Source organism: Rossellomorea sp. NPDC071047, assembly GCF_050270195.1.
Classification (GTDB): domain Bacteria; phylum Bacillota; class Bacilli; order Bacillales; family Bacillaceae_B; genus Rossellomorea.
In genome coordinates, this window is the sequence record NZ_JBNNJT010000010.1 from 35,326 (window position 1) to 57,134 (window position 21,809).

A 21,809-nucleotide genomic window follows, 5' to 3' on the forward strand; every position below is an offset into this window, starting at 1 on the left:
ATATTGTAAAGGAGGTTTGGGAATGAGAAAAAACGTGACACCAATGGAAAATGAATATGTTCGTCATCAGGAGCATATGCATCATTCGTCTTCTAAGAGAAAAAAGCGTTTGGTCCGTCGATTAGCAGTATTTTTAGTATTAGTATTGGCAATTAGTGGATTTTTAGTTTCGACTCTCATTTCCAGAGCCCAGGTTTTAGAAGATAAACGGACTGAAAAAGCACAGTTAGAAAAAAAGTTAGAACATCTAAAAGATAAGCAAACCGCATTGGAAGAAGAGATTGTGAAGCTTAACGACGATGAATATATAGCGAAACTGGCGCGCCGGGATTACTTTTTATCAGATGAAGGTGAGATTATTTTCAACATACCCGAACCAGATAAAGAGAAAGAAGAAGAGGTGTCTTATTGACACTCTTTTTTTAAATTGGCTATAATATATAGTAAGGTTTATCTTTTATCATTTTAAGGAGGAGCATTTCTTTTATGTCAATCGAAGTAGGCAGCAAGTTACAGGGTAAGGTAACAGGTATTACAAATTTTGGAGCGTTCGTGGAATTATCGGAAGGTTCAACAGGTTTAGTTCACATTAGTGAAGTTGCAGACAACTATGTTAAGGATATTAACGAACACCTTAAAGTTGGCGACGAAGTAACGGTTAAGGTTATTAATGTTGAGAAAGATGGAAAAATCGGTTTGTCCATCCGAAAAGCGAAAGAGCAACCACAACGCCCGCAGCGCCCTCAGCGTCCTCAACGCCCGCGTAATAATAATAACAAACAGAACGACACACGCACTAAAGAGAATTTCGAACAAAAGATGGCACGTTTCTTGAAAGACAGTGAGGATCGTTTATCATCTTTAAAGAAAAATACTGAGTCTCGTCGTGGTGGAAGAGGGGCGAAAAAAGGTTAACTTGCTGTCTATTAACTCATATAGCAGGTTGTGAACGGAAAACAGGCATACTCATAACGATGAGTGTGCCTGTTTTTTTATAGTGTAGAAAGGAAAACGACCTGCCCCCATCGAATAAAATAGTCTTAACTAATTTTATGGAGGCCGCCATTATGAAAATAGAACAGATAATCGATCATCATGAATCTTTTAAGCTGTGGCTTAATGAATTGAAAAGGATCAATGACAAAGAGTGGTTCCAGCCAATGGAGGAAAGCAAGTGGTCGATTGCTGCAAATGTTTCTCACATGATCAAATGGGACCAATATTCATTAGGAGAGATTCTCCCAAAGGTTTCAGAAGGAGCGCAGCTGTCTCCTTTTCCGGATTTTCAACGTTTTAATGGAGAAGCCGCAGAATATGCGCATAACGTGGTAAATAAGGAAGCATTGATTGAAGAGGGTATCAACACACGCGATTCGATTGTAGCTTATGTGAATAGTTTATCTGATGACGATTTACAACATACGTTCTCAGTAGGAGACCAAAGCTTTACTCTTGAAGAGTTTTTTGAAGACTTTATCGGTCATGATAAACATCACCAGGAGCAAATTGAAGAAGTGGTGTCTGCAGAAAAAGCTTGATGCGCCTTCTCATGCGAAAATATAAAAAAAAGACTATCATTTATGATAGTCTTTTTTTACTATGACCCGTACGGGATTCGAACCCGTGTTACCGCCGTGAAAGGGCGGTGTCTTAACCGCTTGACCAACGGGCCATGAAATATGGTAGCGGCGGAGGGGATCGAACCCCCGACCTCACGGGTATGAACCGTACGCTCTAGCCAGCTGAGCTACACCGCCATATTTATGCACCTTTTAGGCACAAAAACTATGATACATAGAAAGAATTATCTTGTCAATATAATCTAGTAAAGAATTTGTCAAAATTCCTTCAAGCATACTTGCATAAGCGTTTAAGACGAAAAAAGTAGAAAAGAAGAATAGATGACACAAGAATATTCTGAATATTTTACCGGAATCCATAGAATGTCGTCGAAACTTTCTTGGTATGTATTCCCTCATTTTGACAAAGTTTTAAGCTTGTACCATTTATACTTAACAAAAAAGAAATGGGGAGTGTTTCATACATGGGGAAAGCCGATCAGTCGATCATAGAACCTGTTCAGAACGTGGACATTGAACACACTAGGGTGGAACTATCCAAAAGAATGAAGTCTATCTATTCGAAACTGGAGTGGCTGTTCGTAGAAAAGGGGATCGCCTTATTCGTTATCGGATTTTTATTGGGAAGGGCGTTAATCCTTTCGCATTTAACGCCGTTTGCACTGCCGTTCTTCGCCTCTGTTTACATTATTCGAAGAGAGAAATCTCCCATTGCACTAATCGGATTGCTTGCAGGAGCTCTCACCTTATCTCTTCCTAGTATCAGTTATACGTTCGTCAGTGCGGTAATATTCCTATTAGCGTTTCGATTGTCTCAGAAATATCATAAAAATAATTTGAGAGTCGTCGCTTTTTATGTCTTCTTCACAGTCATGGCAGCAAAGCTTTCCTTCGATTATATCCAGCAAGGACAAGCACTGACGGTGTACAACGGGGTGATGGCGCTAATAGAAGCGAGCCTTGCCTTTCTATTAACGTATATTTTCATTCAAAGTGTACCCCTTGTAACCGTTCAACGTAGAAGGAAATCGCTGAAAACAGAAGAAGTGGTCAGTCTGATCATTCTATTAGCATCTATCATGACAGGTACGATCGGATGGTCAGTATATAATCTGTCTGTGGAACATGTGTTGTCAAGATACTTAGTGCTGCTGTTTTCCTTTATAGCAGGGGCTACAGTGGGCTCCACAGTAGGGGTTGTCACTGGGCTTGTTTTCAGTTTAGCCAATGTTTCCAGCTTTTATCAAATGAGCTTGCTTGCTTTCTCGGGGCTTCTGGGCGGACTTATGAAAGAAGGAAAGAAATTCGGAGCAGCAATCGGTTTGTTAATCGCTACTTTATTAATGGGGATGTACGGAGAAACAGATACGGTCTTAACCAAAACCTTATATGAATCGGGGGTAGCGATTTTACTATTATTTTTAACCCCTCAAAGTTTAACGTCTAAAATTGCCAAGCATATTCCTGGAACAGCCGAATATCAGCAGGAACAACAGGGATACATGAGAAGGGTGAGAGATGTGACCGCTAACAGGGTCACGCAGTTTTCCTCTGTGTTTCAAGCGTTGTCCAATAGTTTTCAACAAATAGAAGACCGATTTGAAGAGGAGGAAGATAAAGAGTTCGATTATTTCTTAAGCAATGTGACAGAGAAAACGTGTCAAACCTGTTTTAAGAAGGATCAGTGCTGGGCCAGGAATTTTGATAAAACCTATAATCTGATGAAAGATGTGATGACCGAGTATGATCAGGGCCGTGTCCCCCTTTCTCCAAAAATTGCTAGAGAGGTAGAGAAGCATTGTACGAGAGAGAAAAAACTGAAAGAAACAATATATCAGGAGCTGACCTTCTATCAAGCGAATCTGAAATTAAAGAAGCAGGTCCAGGAAAGCAGGAAACTGGTCGCCGATCAATTACTTGGAGTATCCGAGGTGATGGGGAACTTTGCGAAAGAAATTCAAAGAGAAAGGGAGAATCATCATATTCAGGAAGAACAAATCTTATCTAGTATCGGAGAGTTTGGAATCGAGATTGAAAACATTGAGATCTATAACCTGGAACAGGGGAACGTTGATATAGATATGACCATGCCTTATTGCGGGGGACATGGACAGGGTGAGAAGCTGATTGCCCCGATGTTATCGGATATTTTAGGTGAAAATATCATTGTTCAGAAGGAGGAGTGTGCTCAATTTCCAAATGGTCAATGTCATGTGACCTTCCAATCTGCCAAGAAGTTTGTAGTGGATACCGGAGCTTCTCATGCAGCAAAAGGGGGTGGACTGGTATCAGGAGACAGCTACTCGATGATTGAATTAGGAAGGGGGAAATATGCTGTTGCGATTAGTGACGGAATGGGGAATGGAGAACGGGCTCACTATGAAAGCAATGAAACGCTGAGGCTTTTGAAAAAAATACTGGAATCCGGAATTGAAGAACAGGTAGCGATCAAATCCATCAACTCGATTCTATCTCTCAGAACGAATGATGAAATCTTCTCCACATTGGATTTAGCCATGATCGATCTGCAGAATGCGTCATCGAGGTTCTTGAAAATTGGTTCAACCCCAAGTTTTATTAAGCGGGGAGATAAAATCTTAAAGGTAGAGGCAAGCAATTTACCAATGGGAATGCTTCAGCAGGATTTCGATGTGGATGTCGTGTCTGAGCAATTAAAAGCAGGAGACCTTCTCATCATGATGAGTGATGGTGCCTTTGAAGGCCCGAAACATGTTGAAAATTATGACCTATGGATGAAGAGGAAAATAAAAGAGCTGGAAACGGAGGAACCACAAGAAGTGGCCGATATTCTAATGGAGGAAGTGATCAGGTCGAGCTCCGGCTTGATAGAAGATGATATGACCATTGTGGTGTCAAAAATCAAACATAATATACCGAAATGGTCGTCTATCCCTGTACAAAAATCGAAAACGAAGGATAAAAAGAGAATTTCCTAGGACGTATATTCACCCTATAAAAATAGTTAAATAGAGTATAAATCCCTCCTTATTCGGCGAAGATGGTAACAACTTTAGAATGAGGAGGGGAGTCTGATGAAGCCAGGTACACTTCGTCAAATTCTATTAATTACGGATGGTTGCTCAAATCAAGGTGAAGACCCGATTGCGATGGCGGCTCTTGCAAAGGAACAGGGAATCTCAGTGAACGTCATTGGGGTCATGGATAATGATGTGATAGATGATAATGGAATGCAGGAAATTGAAGGAATTGCTCTATCGGGGGGTGGAGTGAGTCAGATTGTATATGCACAGCAGCTTTCTCAAACCGTACAAATGGTCACGCGTAAAGCGATGACACAAACCTTGCAGGGAGTTGTGAATAAAGAGCTGAAGCAAATCCTCGGTAAATCCGCATCCATGGAGGAGCTTCCTCCCGAACAACGCGGGGAGGTCATGGAGGTTGTTGATGAACTGGGAGAATCCGTTGATATGGAAGTGTTGATTCTTGTCGATACGTCTGCGAGTATGAAGCATAAGCTTCCCACAGTTAAGGAAGCCTTATTAGACCTGTCATTGAGCTTGAATGCCAGAATGGGTGATAATAAATTTTCCGTCTTTGTATTTCCCGGGAAACGACAAGATGTCGAAAAATTGCTGGATTGGACACCAAAACTCGAAACATTGACGAGTATTTTCTCTAAATTGTCTCCAGGCGGAATTACCCCAACAGGTCCCGCGATCTCAGAAGCCATCACCCACTTTAAGAAAAAACGTTCTTTAAGGGGATTGCTCTCTCGTGGCGATGATGAACAATACTTCGAAGAAACCATTTAATTTCCCGCCTGGAACAGTTGTAAGAGGAAAATGGTATAAGCAGATCTACACCATTGTAAAGGAATTAGGATATGGTGCGAACGGGATCGTCTACCTGGTACAAGGTTCTTCAGGATACCAGGCGTTAAAGATGAGTGACAGCAATGTATCCATTACCTCGGAAGTGAATGTATTAAAATCTTTCTCTAAGGTCCAAGGTGCTCCCCTTGGGCCAAAGCTTCTTGGTGTCGATGATTGGGAGTATCGGGGACAGAAAATACATTTTTACGTGATGGAATATATTCAAGGTACTGACTTGCTGTCATTTGTTCAATCTAAAGGGTTTTCCTGGACAGGTGTACTCATTGCTCAGCTCCTGACAGACCTGGAGCGAATTCATAAGGAAGGATGGGTCTTTGGGGATTTAAAACCTGAAAACCTGATTGTCACCGGCCCTCCTTACCGAATCCGCTGTATTGATGTTGGGGGAACGACCATCAATGGCCGGGCAATCAAAGAATTTACGGAGTTTTTTGATAGAGGATACTGGGTGGGGGGTTCGCGAAGAGCCGAACCTTCTTATGATCTTTTCTCTGTGGGGATGATCCTCATTAATCTAGCCTACCCGGGTCGTTTCACTAAGGCAGGAAACGGGAATATGCAACAACTAAGGAATGCGATCGGTTCCAAAGACCAATTGAAGAAGTTTGAAGGATCGATCCTTGATGCCCTGGAAGGGAAATTTCAATCTGCCAGTGATATGAGGCTCAGCCTCCTGAATGGACTTTCTCACTCTCAGCCAGTACAGCAGCCCAAATCGAAACCTAAAGTCAGTAGACCTGTTTCAACGAGCTCTCATGTGAATTCATCCGCTACACATAGCAGATATCAAAATCATCGAAATAAAAAATCAAGTCACTTTCTTGAGACTGTGCTCGTGGTGATGATTGTTTCGTTATTATATGTTTTGTATATATACGGAGAATTGATGTAGCGTAAGAGTGTGATAATTCAGTGGGTATTGATACAATGGGGAAAACGGTTTTAGGAAGAGGAAGCGTTATGTCAGAGCAAACGATTAAAAGGTTTATTCAAGACCATAGTTTAATTGAAAAAGGAGATCGTATTATGGTGGCAGTGTCGGGAGGCCCTGATTCCTTAGCGCTGCTCCATTTTCTTGATTCGAACAAAGCTGAGTGGGAAGTCGAAGTCATGGCGGCTCATCTTGATCATATGTTCAGAGGAGACGAATCCTATCAGGAACTCTTGTTCGTCAAAGAATACTGCAATAAGCGAAACATCCCTTTTTACGGTGAAAGAGTGGATGTATCAATGGAGATCGAGCGGACGAATGGAAGTTTGCAGGAAACTGCCCGTCAAATTCGCTATGAATTTTTGATGGAGGTCATGGAAGAGGTGTCTGCTACGAAATTAGCTCTTGGTCATCATGGGGATGATCAAGTAGAAACCATTCTGATGAAGATGACAAGAGGAGCATCCGGGGCTGGCAGAGCTGGGATTCCCTTGAAACGATCCATTGCTGCAGGTTTGATCATACGGCCGTTTCTCTCTGTTACAAAAGAGCATATTGAGGAGTATTGTGAAAGGCACGATCTAAACCCGAGGAGAGACCCCAGTAATCTTAAGGAAGATTATACAAGGAACCGGTTCAGAAAAAAGGTTCTTCCTTTTTTGAAAAAAGAGAATCCTCATGTTCATCTCCAATTTCAACGATTTAGTGAAGAATTGGCAGAAGATGAGGCATATTTAGAGGAATTAACAAGGGATAAGTTGAATAAGGTATGGAATAACACTGAGGATTTCTCCTCTTTACATATCGATGGTTTTCTTGCAATGCCTCAGCCTTTACAAAGAAGAGGGATTAATCTAATATTAAACTATCTTTACAAACTTAGACCATCTTCCTTATCGTCTATACATATTTACGATGTATTGGGTATATTAAAAGGAAAAACGCCTAATGCCAGCTTGGATCTACCAAAAGGGCTTAAGGTAACAAGGGCGTACCATACATGTTATTTTCATTTTGGGGAATTAGCGTTAACCGAAGCTCCTTATTGTCATGAGATCCAGGTTAATGAAACGCTTGAACTCCAAGGTGGATATCAGTTCCTTCTTTATTTTTCTTCCTCGTTAGCAGAGGATCGTACCGGTGATAGGATCTACATTGATCCGGACAAGGTTACCCTGCCTTTATATGTGCGTACGAGAAAGAGCGGAGATCGAATGAAAGTGAAGGGGTTGGAAGGCTCAAAAAAGCTTAAGGCACTCTTTATTGACGAAAAAGTTCCTGTTCACCTCCGTGACGAGTGGCCGATTGTAGTGGACGCAGATAACCACATACTTTGGGTTCCGGGAATGAAAAAGTCTCATTACGATTTGGGAGAAGAGCAAGAAAATAGTTTAGTACTACAATTTAAGAGCAATCATCTTCTAGGAGGCAGTTGAACATTGTTAAACCAAGATATTGAAAAAGTGTTAATTTCAGAAGAAGAACTTCAAGAAAAGATTAAAGCAATGGGTGCACAATTAACAGAGGAATATCAAGACCGTTTTCCTTTGGCAATTGGAGTTTTAAAGGGTGCAATGCCATTCATGGCCGACCTTTGTAAACGTATGGATACGCATATGGAAATGGATTTCATGGATGTATCCAGCTACGGGAACTCTACTGTCTCTTCAGGAGAAGTAAAGATTGTGAAAGATTTAGATACGAAAGTGGAAGGTCGGGATATCCTGATCATTGAAGATATCATCGACAGTGGTCTGACATTAAGCTACCTGGTGGAGCTGTTCCGTTATCGTAAAGCGAAATCCATCAGCATTGTCACTCTGCTTGACAAGCCGACTGGACGTAAAGCCGATATCAAAGCGGACTACGTGGGCTTCATTGTTCCTGACGAGTTCGTCGTCGGATATGGTCTTGATTACGCTGAAAGATATCGTAATCTGCCGTATATCGGAGTATTAAAACCAAGAGTGTATACAACGGGAGAATAAGTATAATCTAAAGAGGAATCTTGTAAGTGCAATTTGTTGTAATGCCATGATTTTCTATGATACTATTTTACTTAGTTTGTTTACCGTGGGAGGAGGTAAGGGATGAACCGGATCTTTCGAAACACCATATTCTATTTACTGGTCTTTTTAGTGATTATAGGTGTGGTGAGTTATTTCAGTAACAACAACGAGCCAACCAAAAATATCGAGTACAGTACGTTTATTAATAACCTTGAAGATGGAGACGTTTCTTCTTTTTCAATTCAGCCCGGCAGGGGCGTTTATGAAGTAAAAGGACAGATGGAAGGGGCTAAAGAAGGAGAGTACTTCTTAACCTATGTCCTTACTACAGATGGAAAGTTAATGGAGAAGATCAATACGGCAGCATCAGAGCAAGGAATTGATGTGGAAGTATTGCAAGCCAAAGAAACAAGCGGCTGGGTATCTTTCTTTACAACGATCATTCCATTTGTCATTATCTTTATTCTGTTCTTCTTCTTACTTAACCAAGCTCAAGGCGGCGGTAGCCGTGTCATGAACTTTGGGAAAAGTAAAGCAAAGCTATATAGCGAAGAGAAGAAGAAAGTTCGCTTTAAAGATGTAGCGGGAGCAGATGAAGAGAAGCAGGAACTTGTAGAGGTAGTGGAATTCTTAAAGGATCCACGCAAATTCTCTGAAGTGGGTGCCCGTATTCCAAAGGGTGTCCTTCTGGTAGGACCTCCGGGTACAGGTAAAACCTTACTTGCACGAGCTGTGGCTGGAGAAGCGGGAGTTCCTTTCTTCTCAATCAGTGGTTCCGACTTCGTTGAAATGTTTGTCGGTGTCGGTGCATCCCGTGTGCGTGATTTATTCGAAAATGCAAAGAAGAATGCACCTTGTATCATTTTCATTGATGAGATTGATGCAGTCGGTCGTCAACGTGGAGCAGGTTTAGGTGGAGGTCACGATGAGCGTGAACAAACCCTTAACCAGTTACTAGTCGAAATGGACGGCTTTGGCGCTAACGAAGGTATTATCATCGTCGCTGCTACAAACCGACCAGACATTCTGGACCCGGCACTATTACGTCCAGGACGTTTCGACCGTCAAATTACAGTAGATCGTCCAGACCTTAAAGGACGTGAAGCGGTTCTTAAAGTTCATTCGCATAATAAACCGCTTGATGATTCAGTGGATCTTAAAGCGATAGCTATGAGGACACCAGGCTTCTCTGGTGCCGACTTAGAAAACCTTCTGAACGAAGCAGCTCTTGTGGCAGCTCGTGAAGATAAGAAAAAAATCGATATGCGTGATATTGATGAAGCAACAGACCGTGTCATTGCAGGTCCTGCTAAGAAAAGCCGCGTCATATCTGAAAAAGAACGTAAAATCGTGGCTTTCCATGAAGCGGGTCACACCGTTATCGGATTAGTCCTTGATGAAGCAGATATGGTACATAAGGTGACCATCGTCCCTCGTGGGCAAGCAGGCGGATATGCCGTCATGCTTCCGAAAGAAGATCGTTACTTTATGACGAAGCCTGAGCTTCTTGATAAGATTACCGGTTTACTTGGTGGTCGTGTAGCAGAGGAAATCATCTTCGGTGATGTTTCAACCGGTGCTCACAATGACTTCCAACGTGCAACTGGAATCGCACGTAAAATGGTCACTGAATATGGTATGAGTGATAAGCTTGGACCTCTTCAGTTCGGTCAATCTCAAGGAGGTCAAGTGTTCCTTGGACGCGACATCAATAGTGAGCAAAACTATTCAGATGCCATCGCATACGAAATTGACCTTGAAATGCAGCGTCTAATCAAAGAGAGCTATGAAAGAGCGAAGCGAATTCTTACTGAGAATCGCGACAAGCTTGAACTCATTGCGAAAACATTATTAGACATTGAAACATTGGATGCGGCGCAGATCAAGCATTTAATGGATCACGGTAAACTACCGGAACGTATCTATGAATCCGACCAGGAAAATAGTGACGTGAAAGTAAATATCCAAAAGAAAAATGAAGAAACTGTGATCGAAGAAGATACGGCTTCAAAAGAAGACGATTCTAACTCAGATCGCACGTAATATTGAGGGATGCATCCATTTATGGGTGCATCCTTTTTGTTGTGGGGACCTTGTCTTCCATTGTCGGACGATTCTCGATTGGTAAGGATTGTAAAACGGCTGAATTATTTTCGGTTTCGGCCGGATTTTCAATCGAAATGGCTGGATTATTACCAATTTCGGCTGGATTAAATAGTATTTCGGCCGGAATATGGCGTAAAACGGCCGGATTTTCTCAACAACTATCACGAAACATCACCCTACGTTTGAGCCCTTCATGGGTTTCAGCATAAAATGCGATTTACAACTTCAAAATGCGTGTTTTGTTTGTCGGGTCTAACCAAGCCGGTTGCGCTCTTGTACCTATTCTAAATAAATTATGGTATGATGTTGGCAGTGTGAAAACAATTGGCTTAGTAGGTGAGGATATTGATTTTTGTAATGGATGTAGGGAATACCAATATTGTGTTTGGTGTGTATGAAAATGACCATTTAAAATATCATTGGAGAGCTGAAACGAATCGACATAAAACGGAAGATGAGTTTGGGATGCTTGTGAAGAATCTGTTCGAGCATGTGAAGCTGACGTTTGACGAGATTGACGGAATCATCATTTCCTCCGTTGTCCCTCCAATTATGTTTAGTTTGGAACGTATGTGTGAGAAGTATTTTAATATTACTCCGCTCGTCGTTGGACCTGGTATTAAAACAGGTTTAAATATTAAGTATGAAAACCCAAGGGAAGTCGGAGCGGATCGAATCGTCAATGCAGTCGCTGGTATTCACGAATACGGTGGTCCTCTCATTATTGTCGACTTCGGTACAGCGACGACATATTGCTATATCAATGAAGAAAGACAATATATGGGTGGAGCGATCGCACCTGGAATCGGCATTTCAACAGAAGCCCTGTACTCGAAGGCTGCTAAATTGCCAAGGATTGAAATTGCCCGTCCTGAGCACATAATTGGCAAGAATACCGTTACGGCTATGCAAGCAGGTATTCTATATGGGTATGTTGGACAAGTAGAGGGTATCGTTCAAAGAATGAAAGCACAAAGTAAGAAGGAACCAACAGTCATTGCAACAGGAGGATTAGCGACATTGATTTCGAAAGAATCCAACAGCATTGACGTTGTAGATCCTTTCCTGACATTAAAAGGATTAAAATTAATCTACAAGAGAAACATGAACTAAAGTGAAAGGAGTTTCAACCATGAGCGACTATTTAGTAAAAGCGTTGGCCTATAACGGCCAGGTGCGTGCTTATGCAGTGAAAAGCACGGATACAGTAGGAGAAGCACAGAGAAGACATGGAACTTGGCCCACTGCGTCAGCGGCATTAGGCAGAAGCATCAGTGCCGGAGTCATGATGGGAGCCATGCTAAAAGGTGAAAATAAATTAACGATCAAAGTTGAAGGCGGTGGCCCGATCGGCGCTATCCTTGTAGATAGTAATGCGAAAGGGGAGGTCAGAGGTTATGTGACCAACCCGCATGTACACTTCGATTTAAACGAGCAAGGGAAGCTTGATGTCCGTCGTGCAGTTGGTACAACCGGAACGTTGTCCATTGTAAAAGATATCGGCATGAGGGATCATTTCTCCGGTCAGGTTCCGATTGTTTCAGGTGAACTTGGAGAAGACTTTACGTATTATTTCGTCACATCAGAACAAGTACCCTCTTCTGTAGGTGTAGGTGTGCTGGTGAACCCTGACAATTCAATTCTTGCAGCAGGCGGATTTATCCTGCAGCTAATGCCGGGAACGGATGATGAAACGATTACGAAGATTGAGGAACGCTTGGCTAAAATCCCCCCGATCTCGAAATTAATCGAAAAGGGACTCACCCCTGAAGAGGTATTAGAAGAAGTACTTGGTAAAGGGGAAGTCAAAGTACTTGAGACGCTTCCCGTGGCATTTAAATGTCAGTGTAATAAAGAACGTTTTTCAAATGCCATCATCAGCTTGAGGGAGCAGGAAATCCAGGAAATGATTGAGGAAGATGGAAGTGCAGAAGCAAGCTGTCACTTCTGTAATGAAACGTATGTGTTTTCTAAAGAAGAATTAGAAGAACTGAAAGCAAACGCGAAGCAGTAAATCAGATTCAGGGAGAATGGGAGAAATGAGAATTAAACGGTCTGTACTCATGGTTATGGTCGGGGTACTACTTGTCACTAACATCATTACACTCTTGTGGAATCGCTCTTCGGGGATAAGCGGTACTCCCGAAGTTGTGGCAACGGTTGGCGAAGAGTCAATTACCCGGGAGGACTGGTTGTATTCCCTAGAGCAAAAGCATGGCAAAGAAGAGTTGAAGGCATTGATCAATCGACAAGTGATCGACCATTTAGCGAAGAAATATGATATCTCCGTTTCAGATAAAGAAGTAGAACAGGAATATTATTTCATACAATCTGTTTATAATGCGCACGATGAAGAAAATCTTGAAGAAGAAGATTCACTAAAGGCGCAAATCAGATCTGAATTGTTATTAGAGGAGCTCCTCACGAAGGATGTCCAAGTACCTGAAAAAGAGTTGAAGAGCTTCTATAATCAAAACGAGCATCTGTACTCTATTTCTAAAATGTATAAGCTGAAGCAGTTGAAGGTGGCTGATCAATCAGAAGCAGCGCAAGCATCGGAAGAACTCGAAGCTGGCTCGGACTTTGAAGCATTGGCAATGGAGCGTTCAAGTGATGAGCAAAGTGCTCATTTAGGGGGAGACATTGGGTATGTTTCTCTGGATGGAGATTTCCTGTCTTCAGAAGCGTCAGAAGAAATAGAGTCTCTCTCCCCGGGTGAATGGACAAAACCGATTCGAGAGGATTCAGAATACGTAATTTATTATGTGGACGATGTTTTGAAAGAAAGACATTTTTCGTTCAAAGATGTAAAATCTCAAATCCGCAGACAAATTGCTTTAGAGCAAGTAGAAACACCATTGCAGCCCGAGTCCTTTTGGAAAGAGGTTGAAGTGGACTGGTTTTACGGAAAACAGAATTAGAGGGGGCTGACCAATTAAAGGTCAGCTTCTTTTACATAGAGAGACACTTTTTAACGAAACATAGGATAAATGAAATATGCATACATATAACCTAGAGTAGAGGCAATTTGGTCTCAGCCGACAAGCGTAAAGAGAGCATGGGATACACATCCAACCAGGATCGTTGGGGTGAACATTGTGTATGCTTTTTAATTGACAAATTTATTGAATATTGTTACATTTTTATAAAACCAACAAATTTACTTGGAATTAGGAGTGATGAATGAATGGTGAGAGTAGCCAATTCAATTTCGGAATTAATAGGTCAGACTCCAGTGGTAAAACTGAATCGTTTAGTAGATGAAAATAGTGCAGATGTTTACTTGAAATTAGAATATATGAACCCGGGAAGCTCTGTAAAGGATCGTATCGCATTAGCGATGATTGAAGCAGGTGAGGAAGCAGGTACGATTAAACCTGGGGATACGATTGTTGAGCCGACGAGTGGAAATACGGGTATCGGCTTAGCGATGGTAGCTGCCGCAAAAGGATACCGTGCGTTACTGGTCATGCCAGACACAATGAGTATGGAGAGGCGCAACCTGTTACGTGCATACGGTGCAGAATTAGTATTAACACCAGGAGCAGAAGGGATGGGAGGGGCCATTCGCAAAGCTGAAGAGTTAGCGAAAGAAAAAGGCTACTTCATGCCTCAGCAATTCAAAAATGAAGCCAACCCTAAAGTTCATCGAGAAACCACCGGACCTGAGATCGTCGAGCAAATGGGTGATCAGCTGGATGCTTTCATTGCAGGGATTGGAACAGGCGGTACGATTACTGGTGCGGGAGAGGTGCTGAAGAAGCATTACCCATCAATCGAACTATATGCCGTGGAACCGTCAGATTCACCTGTGTTATCAGGAGGAAAGCCAGGTCCTCATAAGATACAAGGAATCGGTGCCGGGTTTATCCCTGAAATCTTAGATACAAATGTATATAATCATGTCATTCAAGTTGAAAAAGATGCGGCTTTCGACTATGCAAGAAGAGCAGCTAAAGAAGAGGGGATCCTCGGTGGGATTTCTTCTGGGGCAGCCATCTATGCAGCTGTTGAAGTGGCGAAAAAGTTAGGGAAGGGTAAGAAAGTTCTTGCTATCATCCCTAGTAACGGAGAACGCTATTTAAGCACTCCTCTTTACCAATTTGATGAAGAATAATAATAAGAGACGGACCCTGAAGAATTCATTCTTCAGGGTCCGTTTTTTGATGGTCAGTTGAAGCTTACATTGGAAAAGTCCCCTTTAAAATCAAATCCATTCTCCACCATCCCCAACACATAAATTTCAAGTTTTTAACGATGAAACATGCCCGAAGTTCATGTATCATGAAAGGAGATAAAGAATAGGAGTGTGAAGGGTCAGTGCAGCACCTATATTTTCATAAGAACCATTCAACCAAAGAACAATTTTTTGCAGCGTACGAACAACTTAGTCAACATCAATCACATCATATATTGTTAGAAAGTGGACGGGGTGGACGATATAGCGTTGCTGGACTACAACCTGACGTCATTTTGCAAAGTGTTTCGGAAGGGTTGCGCATACAAGACTCTTCGGGGGTTGAAACGATAAATGGAGACCCGTTGATTCAAATGGAGAAATGGATGATGCCGCTTCGTAGGGAAAGAAGGGAGGATCTCCCTGATTTCCAAGGTGGAGTGATCGGGTTTCTTAGTTATGATTATGCAAGAAAGATTGAGAGACTGCCCGCTTTGGGGAGGGATGATCTGGAGATTCCGGACCTATATTTCTATTACCTAGAGGAATGGGTGGTCTTCGATCATCAGGAAAACATCTTATGGACGATGATTCTTTCTGATGAAGAAACGGAATCAGCCGAGAATAAGCTATCAAGATGGACTTCCTCTTGGACAAATGCCTTGTCTTCACTAATGGAATGTGAGAAGGATTCTGGGAAACACGAGACGGCAGACATCGAAGTATCGATGGATGAAGGAGAATTCTCAGAGGCCGTAAAACAAATCCAGTCCTATATCTCTCAGGGTGATGTGTTTCAGGTGAATTTATCCGTCCGACAATCTCAAGAATTGAAGGCGGAGCCATACACGGTTTATAAAAAGCTTCGAGAATTAAATCCCTCACCTTACATGAGCTATATTCATAGCCCGGATTTTCAAATTGTTTCCGGGTCACCGGAATTATTGGTGAAAAAAAAGGGAACCGAAGTAAGCACAAGACCGATCGCAGGTACACGCTCCCGGGGAAAAGATGCTGAAGAAGATGAGAAACTTGCTCTTGAGCTGATCAATAATGAAAAAGAAAGAGCAGAGCACGTGATGCTTGTGGATTTGGAACGAAATGACTTAGGCCGGGTTTGCCAATACGGGACAGTTGAAGTGAATGAATTCATGGTCATTGAAAAATACTCCCACGTCATGCACATTGTTTCGAATGTAAGAGGAACACTAGATGAAACGAAAACGGGAGCGGATCTCATTCGATCTGTTTTTCCTGGTGGAACGATTACGGGAGCCCCTAAGGTGAGAACGATGGAAATCATTGAAGAACTCGAGCCGGTTAGAAGAGGGATTTACACAGGGTCCATTGGCTGGATTGGCGTCAATGGAGATATGGAGCTGAATATCGTCATTAGGACGATGCTTGTGAAAGAAGGAAAAGGCCATATTCAAGCAGGAGCGGGAGTCGTGATTGATTCCAATCCTAAGTACGAATACAAAGAATCCTTGAAGAAAGCGAAAGCCCTTTGGGTAGCGAAAGCCAGGGCGGAAGGAGAAACCCTATGATTCTCATGATTGATAACTACGATTCATTCACCTATAATCTGGTGCAGTTCTTAGGAGAGCTGGGGGAAGAGCTGGTCGTGAAACGAAATGACGAGATTACATTAGATGAAATTGAGGCATTATCTCCTGATTACCTGATGATTTCCCCGGGACCTTGCAGTCCAAATGAAGCGGGTGTGAGTCTACAGGCGATCAAAACCTTTGCCGGAAAGATTCCGATTTTCGGTGTTTGCCTGGGTCACCAATCGATTGCCCAGGTCTTCGGAGGGGATGTTGTTCGTGCTGAAAGGTTAATGCACGGAAAGGTCTCGCCCATGATCCATGATGGGAAAACGATTTTCAAAGACATGCCCAATCCTTTCGAGGCAACAAGGTACCACTCCCTGATCGTGAAAAGAGAAACCCTTCCTAAATGCTTCGACATTTCAGCCGAAACGAAAGAAGGGGAGATCATGGCGATCCGTCATAAACAGCTGCCGATCGAAGGGGTGCAGTTCCATCCGGAATCCATCATGACGGAACAAGGGAAACAGCTTCTCCTTAATTTTTTAACGTCTTATAAAAAAATCGAGATGGTTTTATAAATGTACCTATATCTTAACGGAGAAATCGTTCATGCATCAGAGGCGGTCATTTCCCCATTCGATCACGGATATTTATATGGACTGGGCGTGTTTGAAACCTTTCGGACGTATGAAGGTCATCCGTTTTTGCTAAAGGATCATTTGAAGAGGCTTTCTCATGGATTAAAGGAATTGAATATAGCAGCAGATCTGGATGAAGAAAAGATCAGGAATGCTATAACAGCACTTTTAAATAAAAATGGTTTGAAGGATGCATATTGCCGGTTCAATATCTCCGGTGGGGCAGGGGAGATAGGTTTACAAACGACCCCCTATGAGGATGCGACGGTGATCCTTTTTCAAAAAGAATTGCCTCCTTCTTTGCCATTGAAAGAAAAAGAAGGTGTACTGCTTCAGTTAAGAAGAAACACACCGGAGACAGGGGAACGATTGAAATCCCATCATTACCTGAACAACATGGCAGCTAAGCGGGAGATTGGACCATCTCCTCAGCAGGAAGGGATATTCCTTACAAAGGATGGCCATCTCTGTGAAGGGATAACGTCCAATCTATTCTGGGTAAAAGACGAAGAATTGTATACACCAGCTGTAGAAACGGGGCTCTTAAATGGGATTACACGTCAATTCATCCTTGCCCTGGCAGAACGAATGCAATTTCAGGTTTGGGAAGGGTTGTTCGAGCTGGAGCGATTATTAGGAGCGGATGAAGTTTTTTTCACAAACTCTGTGCAAGAAATCATACCGGTAAACAGAATTGACTCCATGAGTTTGCCTGGTCGCAACGGAGAGTATACCAGGCTGTTATATGAACGATTCAGCAAATATACAGGGCACTTGAATTCAATAGAGGAATTATAGCAGGGGGAGTCGTGCAATGAAGTGCGGGAAATACGAACTTAATTTTTCAGAGAAAACCCTTATTATGGGGATTTTAAATATCACACCTGATTCATTCTCGGACGGTGGCTCTTTCAATGAATTGGACCGGGCTGTAGAGCGTGCGAAAGAAATGGTTGAAATGGGGGCAGACATCATTGATATCGGCGGAGAGTCTACCAGACCAGGACACGGGGTTGTGCCTGCTGATGAAGAAATTTCACGAGTCGTGCCGATTATTGAGGCGATCTCCCAAGAAGTGAACGTACCGATATCCATCGACACGTATAAGGCAGAAACGGCACGGAAATCTCTGGAAGCTGGAGCAAGCATCATTAACGACGTATGGGGTGCGAAAAAGGATCCTGAAATGGCACAAGTAGCGGCAGAAACAGGTGCCCCGATTATTCTCATGCATAACCGGGACAACCAGGGATACAGCCAATTCGTTCGGGATGCGATACAAGATCTGCAGGAAAGCATCTTTCTAGTAAAAGAAGCAGGAGTCAAAGACGACCAAATCATCCTCGATCCTGGAATCGGGTTTGCCAAAACAGTACAATTAAACATAGACATGATGAGACACCTGGATGTCATAGTTTCTCTCGGATACCCGGTGCTCCTGGGAACGTCCCGGAAATCCCTGATCGGGCATGTTCTCGATCTTCCCGTAGAGGAACGGATGGAAGGAACGGGTGCCACGGTATGCTACGGAATTCAAAAAGGGTGTCACATCGTACGTGTTCATGATGTTAAGGAAATGGCACGCATGGCGAAAATGATGGATGTCTTAGTTGGAAAGGAGAAAATGTATGGATAAGATTCTATTGAACGAGATGGAGTTTTACGGCTATCATGGTGTATTTCAAGAAGAAAACAAACTTGGACAACGTTTTCGTGTTAGTGTAGAGTTGCATTTAGATTTAAAGAAGTCCGGCCGAAGTGACCATCTTGAAGACTCCGTAAACTATGCGGAAATCTATAACATCACCAAATCTGTGGTCTGTGGAGAACCGAAGAATTTAGTGGAAGCAGTCGCTGAAGAGATCTCATCCCGGATCTTAGAAACATTCAAAGTAGTAGAGAGCTGTAAAATCACACTAATCAAGCCTGATCCACCTATTCCTGGACATTACCAATCGGTGGCAGTGGAGATTAATAGGAGTCGATAGGATGAATACTGCATACATTTCCCTTGGTTCCAATATGGGAGACAGGGCGGGTTATTTGGAAAAAGCCATAAACATCTTAGGCAGTCATGGTAAGATAGAGGTAACGAAACGATCCTCTATGTATGAAACAGATCCAGTAGGATTTACAGAACAAGGTAAATTTTTGAATATGGTCATCGAAATTCGTACCAGTCTAAGTCCAGAAACTCTATTACATCAGTGCTTGCAGGTGGAGATCGACCTGGGAAGAGAAAGGGAGTTCAAATGGGGTCCGAGAATTATAGACCTTGACATCTTACTCTATAATCACGAAAATATTGAATCAGATAATCTCCTCATTCCTCACCCAAGGATGCAAGAAAGAGCATTTGTGTTAATCCCGTTAATAGAGGTTGCTCCACATATAGAGCATCCGTCTTTTAATGCCCCGTTCGTTGAATTTCTGGACGAAATACCTGACAAAGAAGGAGTTCGGTTATGGAAACAGATAAATGGGGAAGACGCATTCGTGCATTCAGAAAGCTGAAAGGGTATACTCAGGAAGGTTTAGCCAAGGAATTAGCCATCTCTGTATCTGTCCTTGGAGAAGTGGAAAGAGGAAGTCGGATACCGAAAGAAGATTTCTTAGTGAACGTTGCAGAAGTGCTGAATATTCCGCTACACGACCTCATCCCGCAGGATGATTATGAACGTAGTGAGTGAATGCCGGTTAATTCACCTAGATATTCTTTTATGTTATTCTAGAAAAGGCTGGAACCAATTCGTGACACTGTCACCAGGTTGGATCGGCCTTTTTTAGATTTTTTCAATCTCTTTTTAATCCTCTAAAGTACGTTTCTGAAATAACTCATACTTTAGGGGTGTTACAAACATAGATATTGTGTAAAATAGTATGGTATATAATCGTATTAGTCTAGTAAAGCAAGAAGATAGAATAGGAGTGAAACACATGAGTCACGAAGAAATCAATGACCAGCTTCGAGTAAGACGCGAAAAAATGGAATCAATCCGTGATAAGGGACTTGATCCATTCGGCAAACGCTATGATCGTACACACAGTTCATCCGAGATCAAATCTCAATTCGATGAATTTTCTAAAGAAGAACTAGAAGAGAAGGACATCGCTGTTACCATCGCAGGTCGTATAATGACAAAGCGTGGAAAAGGGAAAGCGGGATTCGCGCACCTGCAGGACTTAGCTGGACAAGTTCAAATCTATGTTCGTAAAGATGCGATCGGTGAAGAAGCATACGAACTATTCAATACAGCAGACCTCGGAGATATCGTAGGGGTTACAGGTACAATATTCAAAACGAAAGTGGGAGAGCTTTCAGTAAAAGCGAAAGAATTCCACCTTCTAACGAAAGCACTGCGCCCGTTGCCTGAGAAGTTCCATGGTTTAAAAGACGTCGAGCAGCGCTATCGTCAACGTTACCTGGATCTAATCACAAGCCAGGAAAGCAAAGAGACGTTCATCGCCCGCAGCCGTATCATCCAATCCATGAGAAGATACCTGGATAACAACGGTTACTTAGAAGTAGAAACACCAATGATGCATGCCATCGCTGGGGGAGCATCGGCCCGTCCATTCAATACACATCACAACGCCCTTGATATGCCATTATTCATGCGTATCGCAATCGAGCTGCACTTAAAGCGCCTGATTGTTGGTGGACTTGAAAAAGTATACGAAATCGGACGTGTATTCCGTAACGAAGGCGTGTCTACAAGACATAACCCTGAGTTTACGATGATCGAACTTTACGAAGCATACGCAGATTACCGGGATATCATGGCTCTTACTGAAAATCTTGTAGCTCATATTGCGAAGGAAGTATTCGGATCTACTACCGTTCAGTATGCAGACTACGAAATTAACCTCGAGCCGGAGTGGACACGTCTTCATATGGTGGACGCGGTTAAAGAACAAACTGGTGTGGATTTCTGGAAAGAAATGTCCGATGAAGAAGCACGTGCCCTTGCAAAAGAGCACGGCATCGAAATCAAAGACAATATGCAATACGGCCATGTGGTAAATGAATTCTTCGAACAAAAAGTAGAAGACAAGCTTATCCAGCCTACATTCATCTACGGGCACCCGGTGGAAATTTCTCCACTTGCCAAGAAAAATGATGAAGATCCACGATTCACAGATCGCTTTGAATTATTCATCGTAGGTCGTGAACACGCAAATGCCTTCACGGAGCTTAATGATCCAATCGATCAAAGAGAACGTTTTGAAGCGCAATTGAAAGAAAGAGAAGAAGGAAATGACGAAGCCCACATGATGGATAATGATTTCATCGAGGCTCTTGAATATGGAATGCCGCCAACGGGTGGTCTTGGTATCGGTATCGACAGACTTGTTATGCTGTTAACCAACTCACCATCCATTCGGGATGTATTACTTTTCCCATTAATGCGTCATCGTGATTAATCGTCTGCTAAAGAACAGCAGGAGCAAAACGCTCCTGCTGTTCTTTTTGAATTTACATTAAATTATAGTAGATATTAATTTGGAGAAATCATAACGTGAATTTTCCGAATGGGTCTAAAGGCATCTTATTCAAACAATAAAATTACGGTAAAAAGAATGAAACGACTGTCTTTTGTCTTATAATGAACTGCTGATGAAAAAGATTTGAAAAATCTATTGCGCCCATATTTAGAAGGTGGTATAGTATTATCTGTTGCCGCAAAAACGCGACAAACTTAATAAAAACTTTTTAAAAAAGTTATTGACTTAAATGAGTCAGTAATGTAATATTTAAAGGGTCGCTTCAAACAGAAGCACTTACACATTGAACCTTGAAAACTGAACAAAACAAGACAATACGTCAACGTTAATTCTAGATTTTTTTTAAAAGAGCTATTCAAACTTTTATCGGAGAGTTTGATCCTGGCTCAGGACGAACGCTGGCGGCGTGCCTAATACATGCAAGTCGAGCGGAT

Annotated in this window: 21 protein-coding genes, 2 tRNA genes and 1 rRNA gene; 22 read left to right on the top strand and 2 right to left on the bottom strand. The window is 42.3% G+C overall.

Features of this window, described 5'->3' with window-relative positions; translation table 11 throughout:
- Positions 1 to 22: 22 nt before the first annotated feature.
- The 3 genes from ACQKFO_RS22445 (at position 23) to ACQKFO_RS22455 (ending at position 1,538) form a co-directional block, all read left to right on the top strand.
- Positions 23 to 412 carry an FtsB family cell division protein gene (locus tag ACQKFO_RS22445; RefSeq protein WP_148971306.1) on the top strand — a complete coding sequence of 130 codons (390 nt, stop codon included), beginning with the start codon at positions 23 to 25 and terminating at the stop codon, positions 410 to 412.
- Between the two features lie 74 nt (positions 413 to 486).
- Entirely contained in the window at positions 487 to 915 is a 429-nt protein-coding gene (locus ACQKFO_RS22450; protein WP_427601206.1) for a S1 domain-containing RNA-binding protein, read from the top strand.
- Positions 916 to 1,067: 152 nt separating this feature from the next.
- On the top strand, positions 1,068 to 1,538 hold the full coding sequence (locus ACQKFO_RS22455) for a DinB family protein (RefSeq protein WP_427601208.1): 471 nt from the start codon (positions 1,068 to 1,070) through the stop codon (positions 1,536 to 1,538).
- A gap of 62 nt (positions 1,539 to 1,600) precedes the next feature.
- Here the strand turns inward: ACQKFO_RS22455 and ACQKFO_RS22460 are convergent.
- Positions 1,601 to 1,672, bottom strand: a tRNA-Glu gene (locus ACQKFO_RS22460).
- Between the two features lie 8 nt (positions 1,673 to 1,680).
- Positions 1,681 to 1,757: transfer RNA gene (locus ACQKFO_RS22465), tRNA-Met, on the bottom strand.
- Positions 1,758 to 2,044: 287 nt separating this feature from the next.
- Here ACQKFO_RS22465 and spoIIE point away from each other — a divergent pair.
- The 19 genes from spoIIE to ACQKFO_RS22560 form a co-directional block, all read left to right on the top strand.
- Positions 2,045 to 4,537, top strand: a complete 2,493-nt coding sequence (gene spoIIE / locus ACQKFO_RS22470; RefSeq protein WP_427601210.1) for a stage II sporulation protein E — start codon at positions 2,045 to 2,047, stop codon at positions 4,535 to 4,537.
- A 96-nt stretch (positions 4,538 to 4,633) separates the two neighbouring features.
- Positions 4,634 to 5,374 carry a VWA domain-containing protein gene (locus ACQKFO_RS22475; protein WP_044340612.1) on the top strand — a complete coding sequence of 247 codons (741 nt, stop codon included), beginning with the start codon at positions 4,634 to 4,636 and terminating at the stop codon, positions 5,372 to 5,374.
- A complete protein-coding gene (locus tag ACQKFO_RS22480; protein WP_427601242.1) occupies positions 5,343 to 6,347 on the top strand; it encodes a protein kinase domain-containing protein in 1,005 nt (334 codons plus the stop codon). Before ACQKFO_RS22475 ends, ACQKFO_RS22480 begins: the two co-directional genes overlap by 32 nt.
- 68 nt (positions 6,348 to 6,415) lie before the next feature.
- Positions 6,416 to 7,822 carry a tRNA lysidine(34) synthetase TilS gene (tilS, locus tag ACQKFO_RS22485; RefSeq protein ID WP_427601213.1) on the top strand — a complete coding sequence of 469 codons (1,407 nt, stop codon included), beginning with the start codon at positions 6,416 to 6,418 and terminating at the stop codon, positions 7,820 to 7,822.
- Between the two features lie 3 nt (positions 7,823 to 7,825).
- Entirely contained in the window at positions 7,826 to 8,374 is a 549-nt protein-coding gene (hpt, locus tag ACQKFO_RS22490; RefSeq protein ID WP_427601215.1) for a hypoxanthine phosphoribosyltransferase, read from the top strand.
- Between the two features lie 102 nt (positions 8,375 to 8,476).
- The gene (gene ftsH, locus ACQKFO_RS22495) at positions 8,477 to 10,438 is read left to right on the top strand and encodes an ATP-dependent zinc metalloprotease FtsH (protein ID WP_427601217.1); all 1,962 of its coding nucleotides are present in this window, start codon (positions 8,477 to 8,479) and stop codon (positions 10,436 to 10,438) included.
- Between the two features lie 408 nt (positions 10,439 to 10,846).
- A complete protein-coding gene (locus tag ACQKFO_RS22500) occupies positions 10,847 to 11,614 on the top strand; it encodes a type III pantothenate kinase (protein WP_172655809.1) in 768 nt (255 codons plus the stop codon).
- Positions 11,615 to 11,633: 19 nt separating this feature from the next.
- Positions 11,634 to 12,515 carry an Hsp33 family molecular chaperone HslO gene (gene hslO / locus ACQKFO_RS22505; protein ID WP_427601219.1) on the top strand — a complete coding sequence of 294 codons (882 nt, stop codon included), beginning with the start codon at positions 11,634 to 11,636 and terminating at the stop codon, positions 12,513 to 12,515.
- 25 nt (positions 12,516 to 12,540) lie between these two features.
- Entirely contained in the window at positions 12,541 to 13,422 is an 882-nt protein-coding gene (locus ACQKFO_RS22510) for a peptidyl-prolyl cis-trans isomerase (RefSeq protein ID WP_427601221.1), read from the top strand.
- Positions 13,423 to 13,688: 266 nt separating this feature from the next.
- Positions 13,689 to 14,618: a cysteine synthase A gene (gene cysK / locus ACQKFO_RS22515; protein ID WP_427601223.1), complete on the top strand. Its 930-nt coding sequence runs from the start codon at positions 13,689 to 13,691 to the stop codon at positions 14,616 to 14,618.
- Positions 14,619 to 14,821: 203 nt separating this feature from the next.
- The gene (pabB, locus tag ACQKFO_RS22520) at positions 14,822 to 16,225 is read left to right on the top strand and encodes an aminodeoxychorismate synthase, component I (RefSeq protein ID WP_427601225.1); all 1,404 of its coding nucleotides are present in this window, start codon (positions 14,822 to 14,824) and stop codon (positions 16,223 to 16,225) included.
- Positions 16,222 to 16,809: an aminodeoxychorismate/anthranilate synthase component II gene (gene pabA / locus ACQKFO_RS22525; protein WP_427601227.1), complete on the top strand. Its 588-nt coding sequence runs from the start codon at positions 16,222 to 16,224 to the stop codon at positions 16,807 to 16,809. Before pabB ends, pabA begins: the two co-directional genes overlap by 4 nt.
- On the top strand, positions 16,810 to 17,667 hold the full coding sequence (pabC, locus tag ACQKFO_RS22530) for an aminodeoxychorismate lyase (RefSeq protein WP_427601229.1): 858 nt from the start codon (positions 16,810 to 16,812) through the stop codon (positions 17,665 to 17,667).
- 16 nt (positions 17,668 to 17,683) lie between these two features.
- Complete coding sequence (gene folP, locus ACQKFO_RS22535) at positions 17,684 to 18,505, top strand: dihydropteroate synthase (protein ID WP_427601231.1); 822 nt, start codon at positions 17,684 to 17,686, stop codon at positions 18,503 to 18,505.
- The gene (gene folB / locus ACQKFO_RS22540) at positions 18,498 to 18,857 is read left to right on the top strand and encodes a dihydroneopterin aldolase (protein ID WP_427601233.1); all 360 of its coding nucleotides are present in this window, start codon (positions 18,498 to 18,500) and stop codon (positions 18,855 to 18,857) included. Before folP ends, folB begins: the two co-directional genes overlap by 8 nt.
- A gap of 1 nt (position 18,858) precedes the next feature.
- Positions 18,859 to 19,383 carry a 2-amino-4-hydroxy-6-hydroxymethyldihydropteridine diphosphokinase gene (gene folK / locus ACQKFO_RS22545; protein ID WP_427601235.1) on the top strand — a complete coding sequence of 175 codons (525 nt, stop codon included), beginning with the start codon at positions 18,859 to 18,861 and terminating at the stop codon, positions 19,381 to 19,383.
- A complete protein-coding gene (locus ACQKFO_RS22550; RefSeq protein WP_427601236.1) occupies positions 19,335 to 19,559 on the top strand; it encodes a helix-turn-helix domain-containing protein in 225 nt (74 codons plus the stop codon). The genes folK and ACQKFO_RS22550 overlap by 49 nt, the downstream gene beginning before the upstream one ends.
- A gap of 238 nt (positions 19,560 to 19,797) precedes the next feature.
- The gene (gene lysS / locus ACQKFO_RS22555) at positions 19,798 to 21,294 is read left to right on the top strand and encodes a lysine--tRNA ligase (protein WP_427601238.1); all 1,497 of its coding nucleotides are present in this window, start codon (positions 19,798 to 19,800) and stop codon (positions 21,292 to 21,294) included.
- Positions 21,295 to 21,738: 444 nt separating this feature from the next.
- Positions 21,739 to 21,809 (top strand): 16S ribosomal RNA (locus ACQKFO_RS22560); the annotation flags it as partial.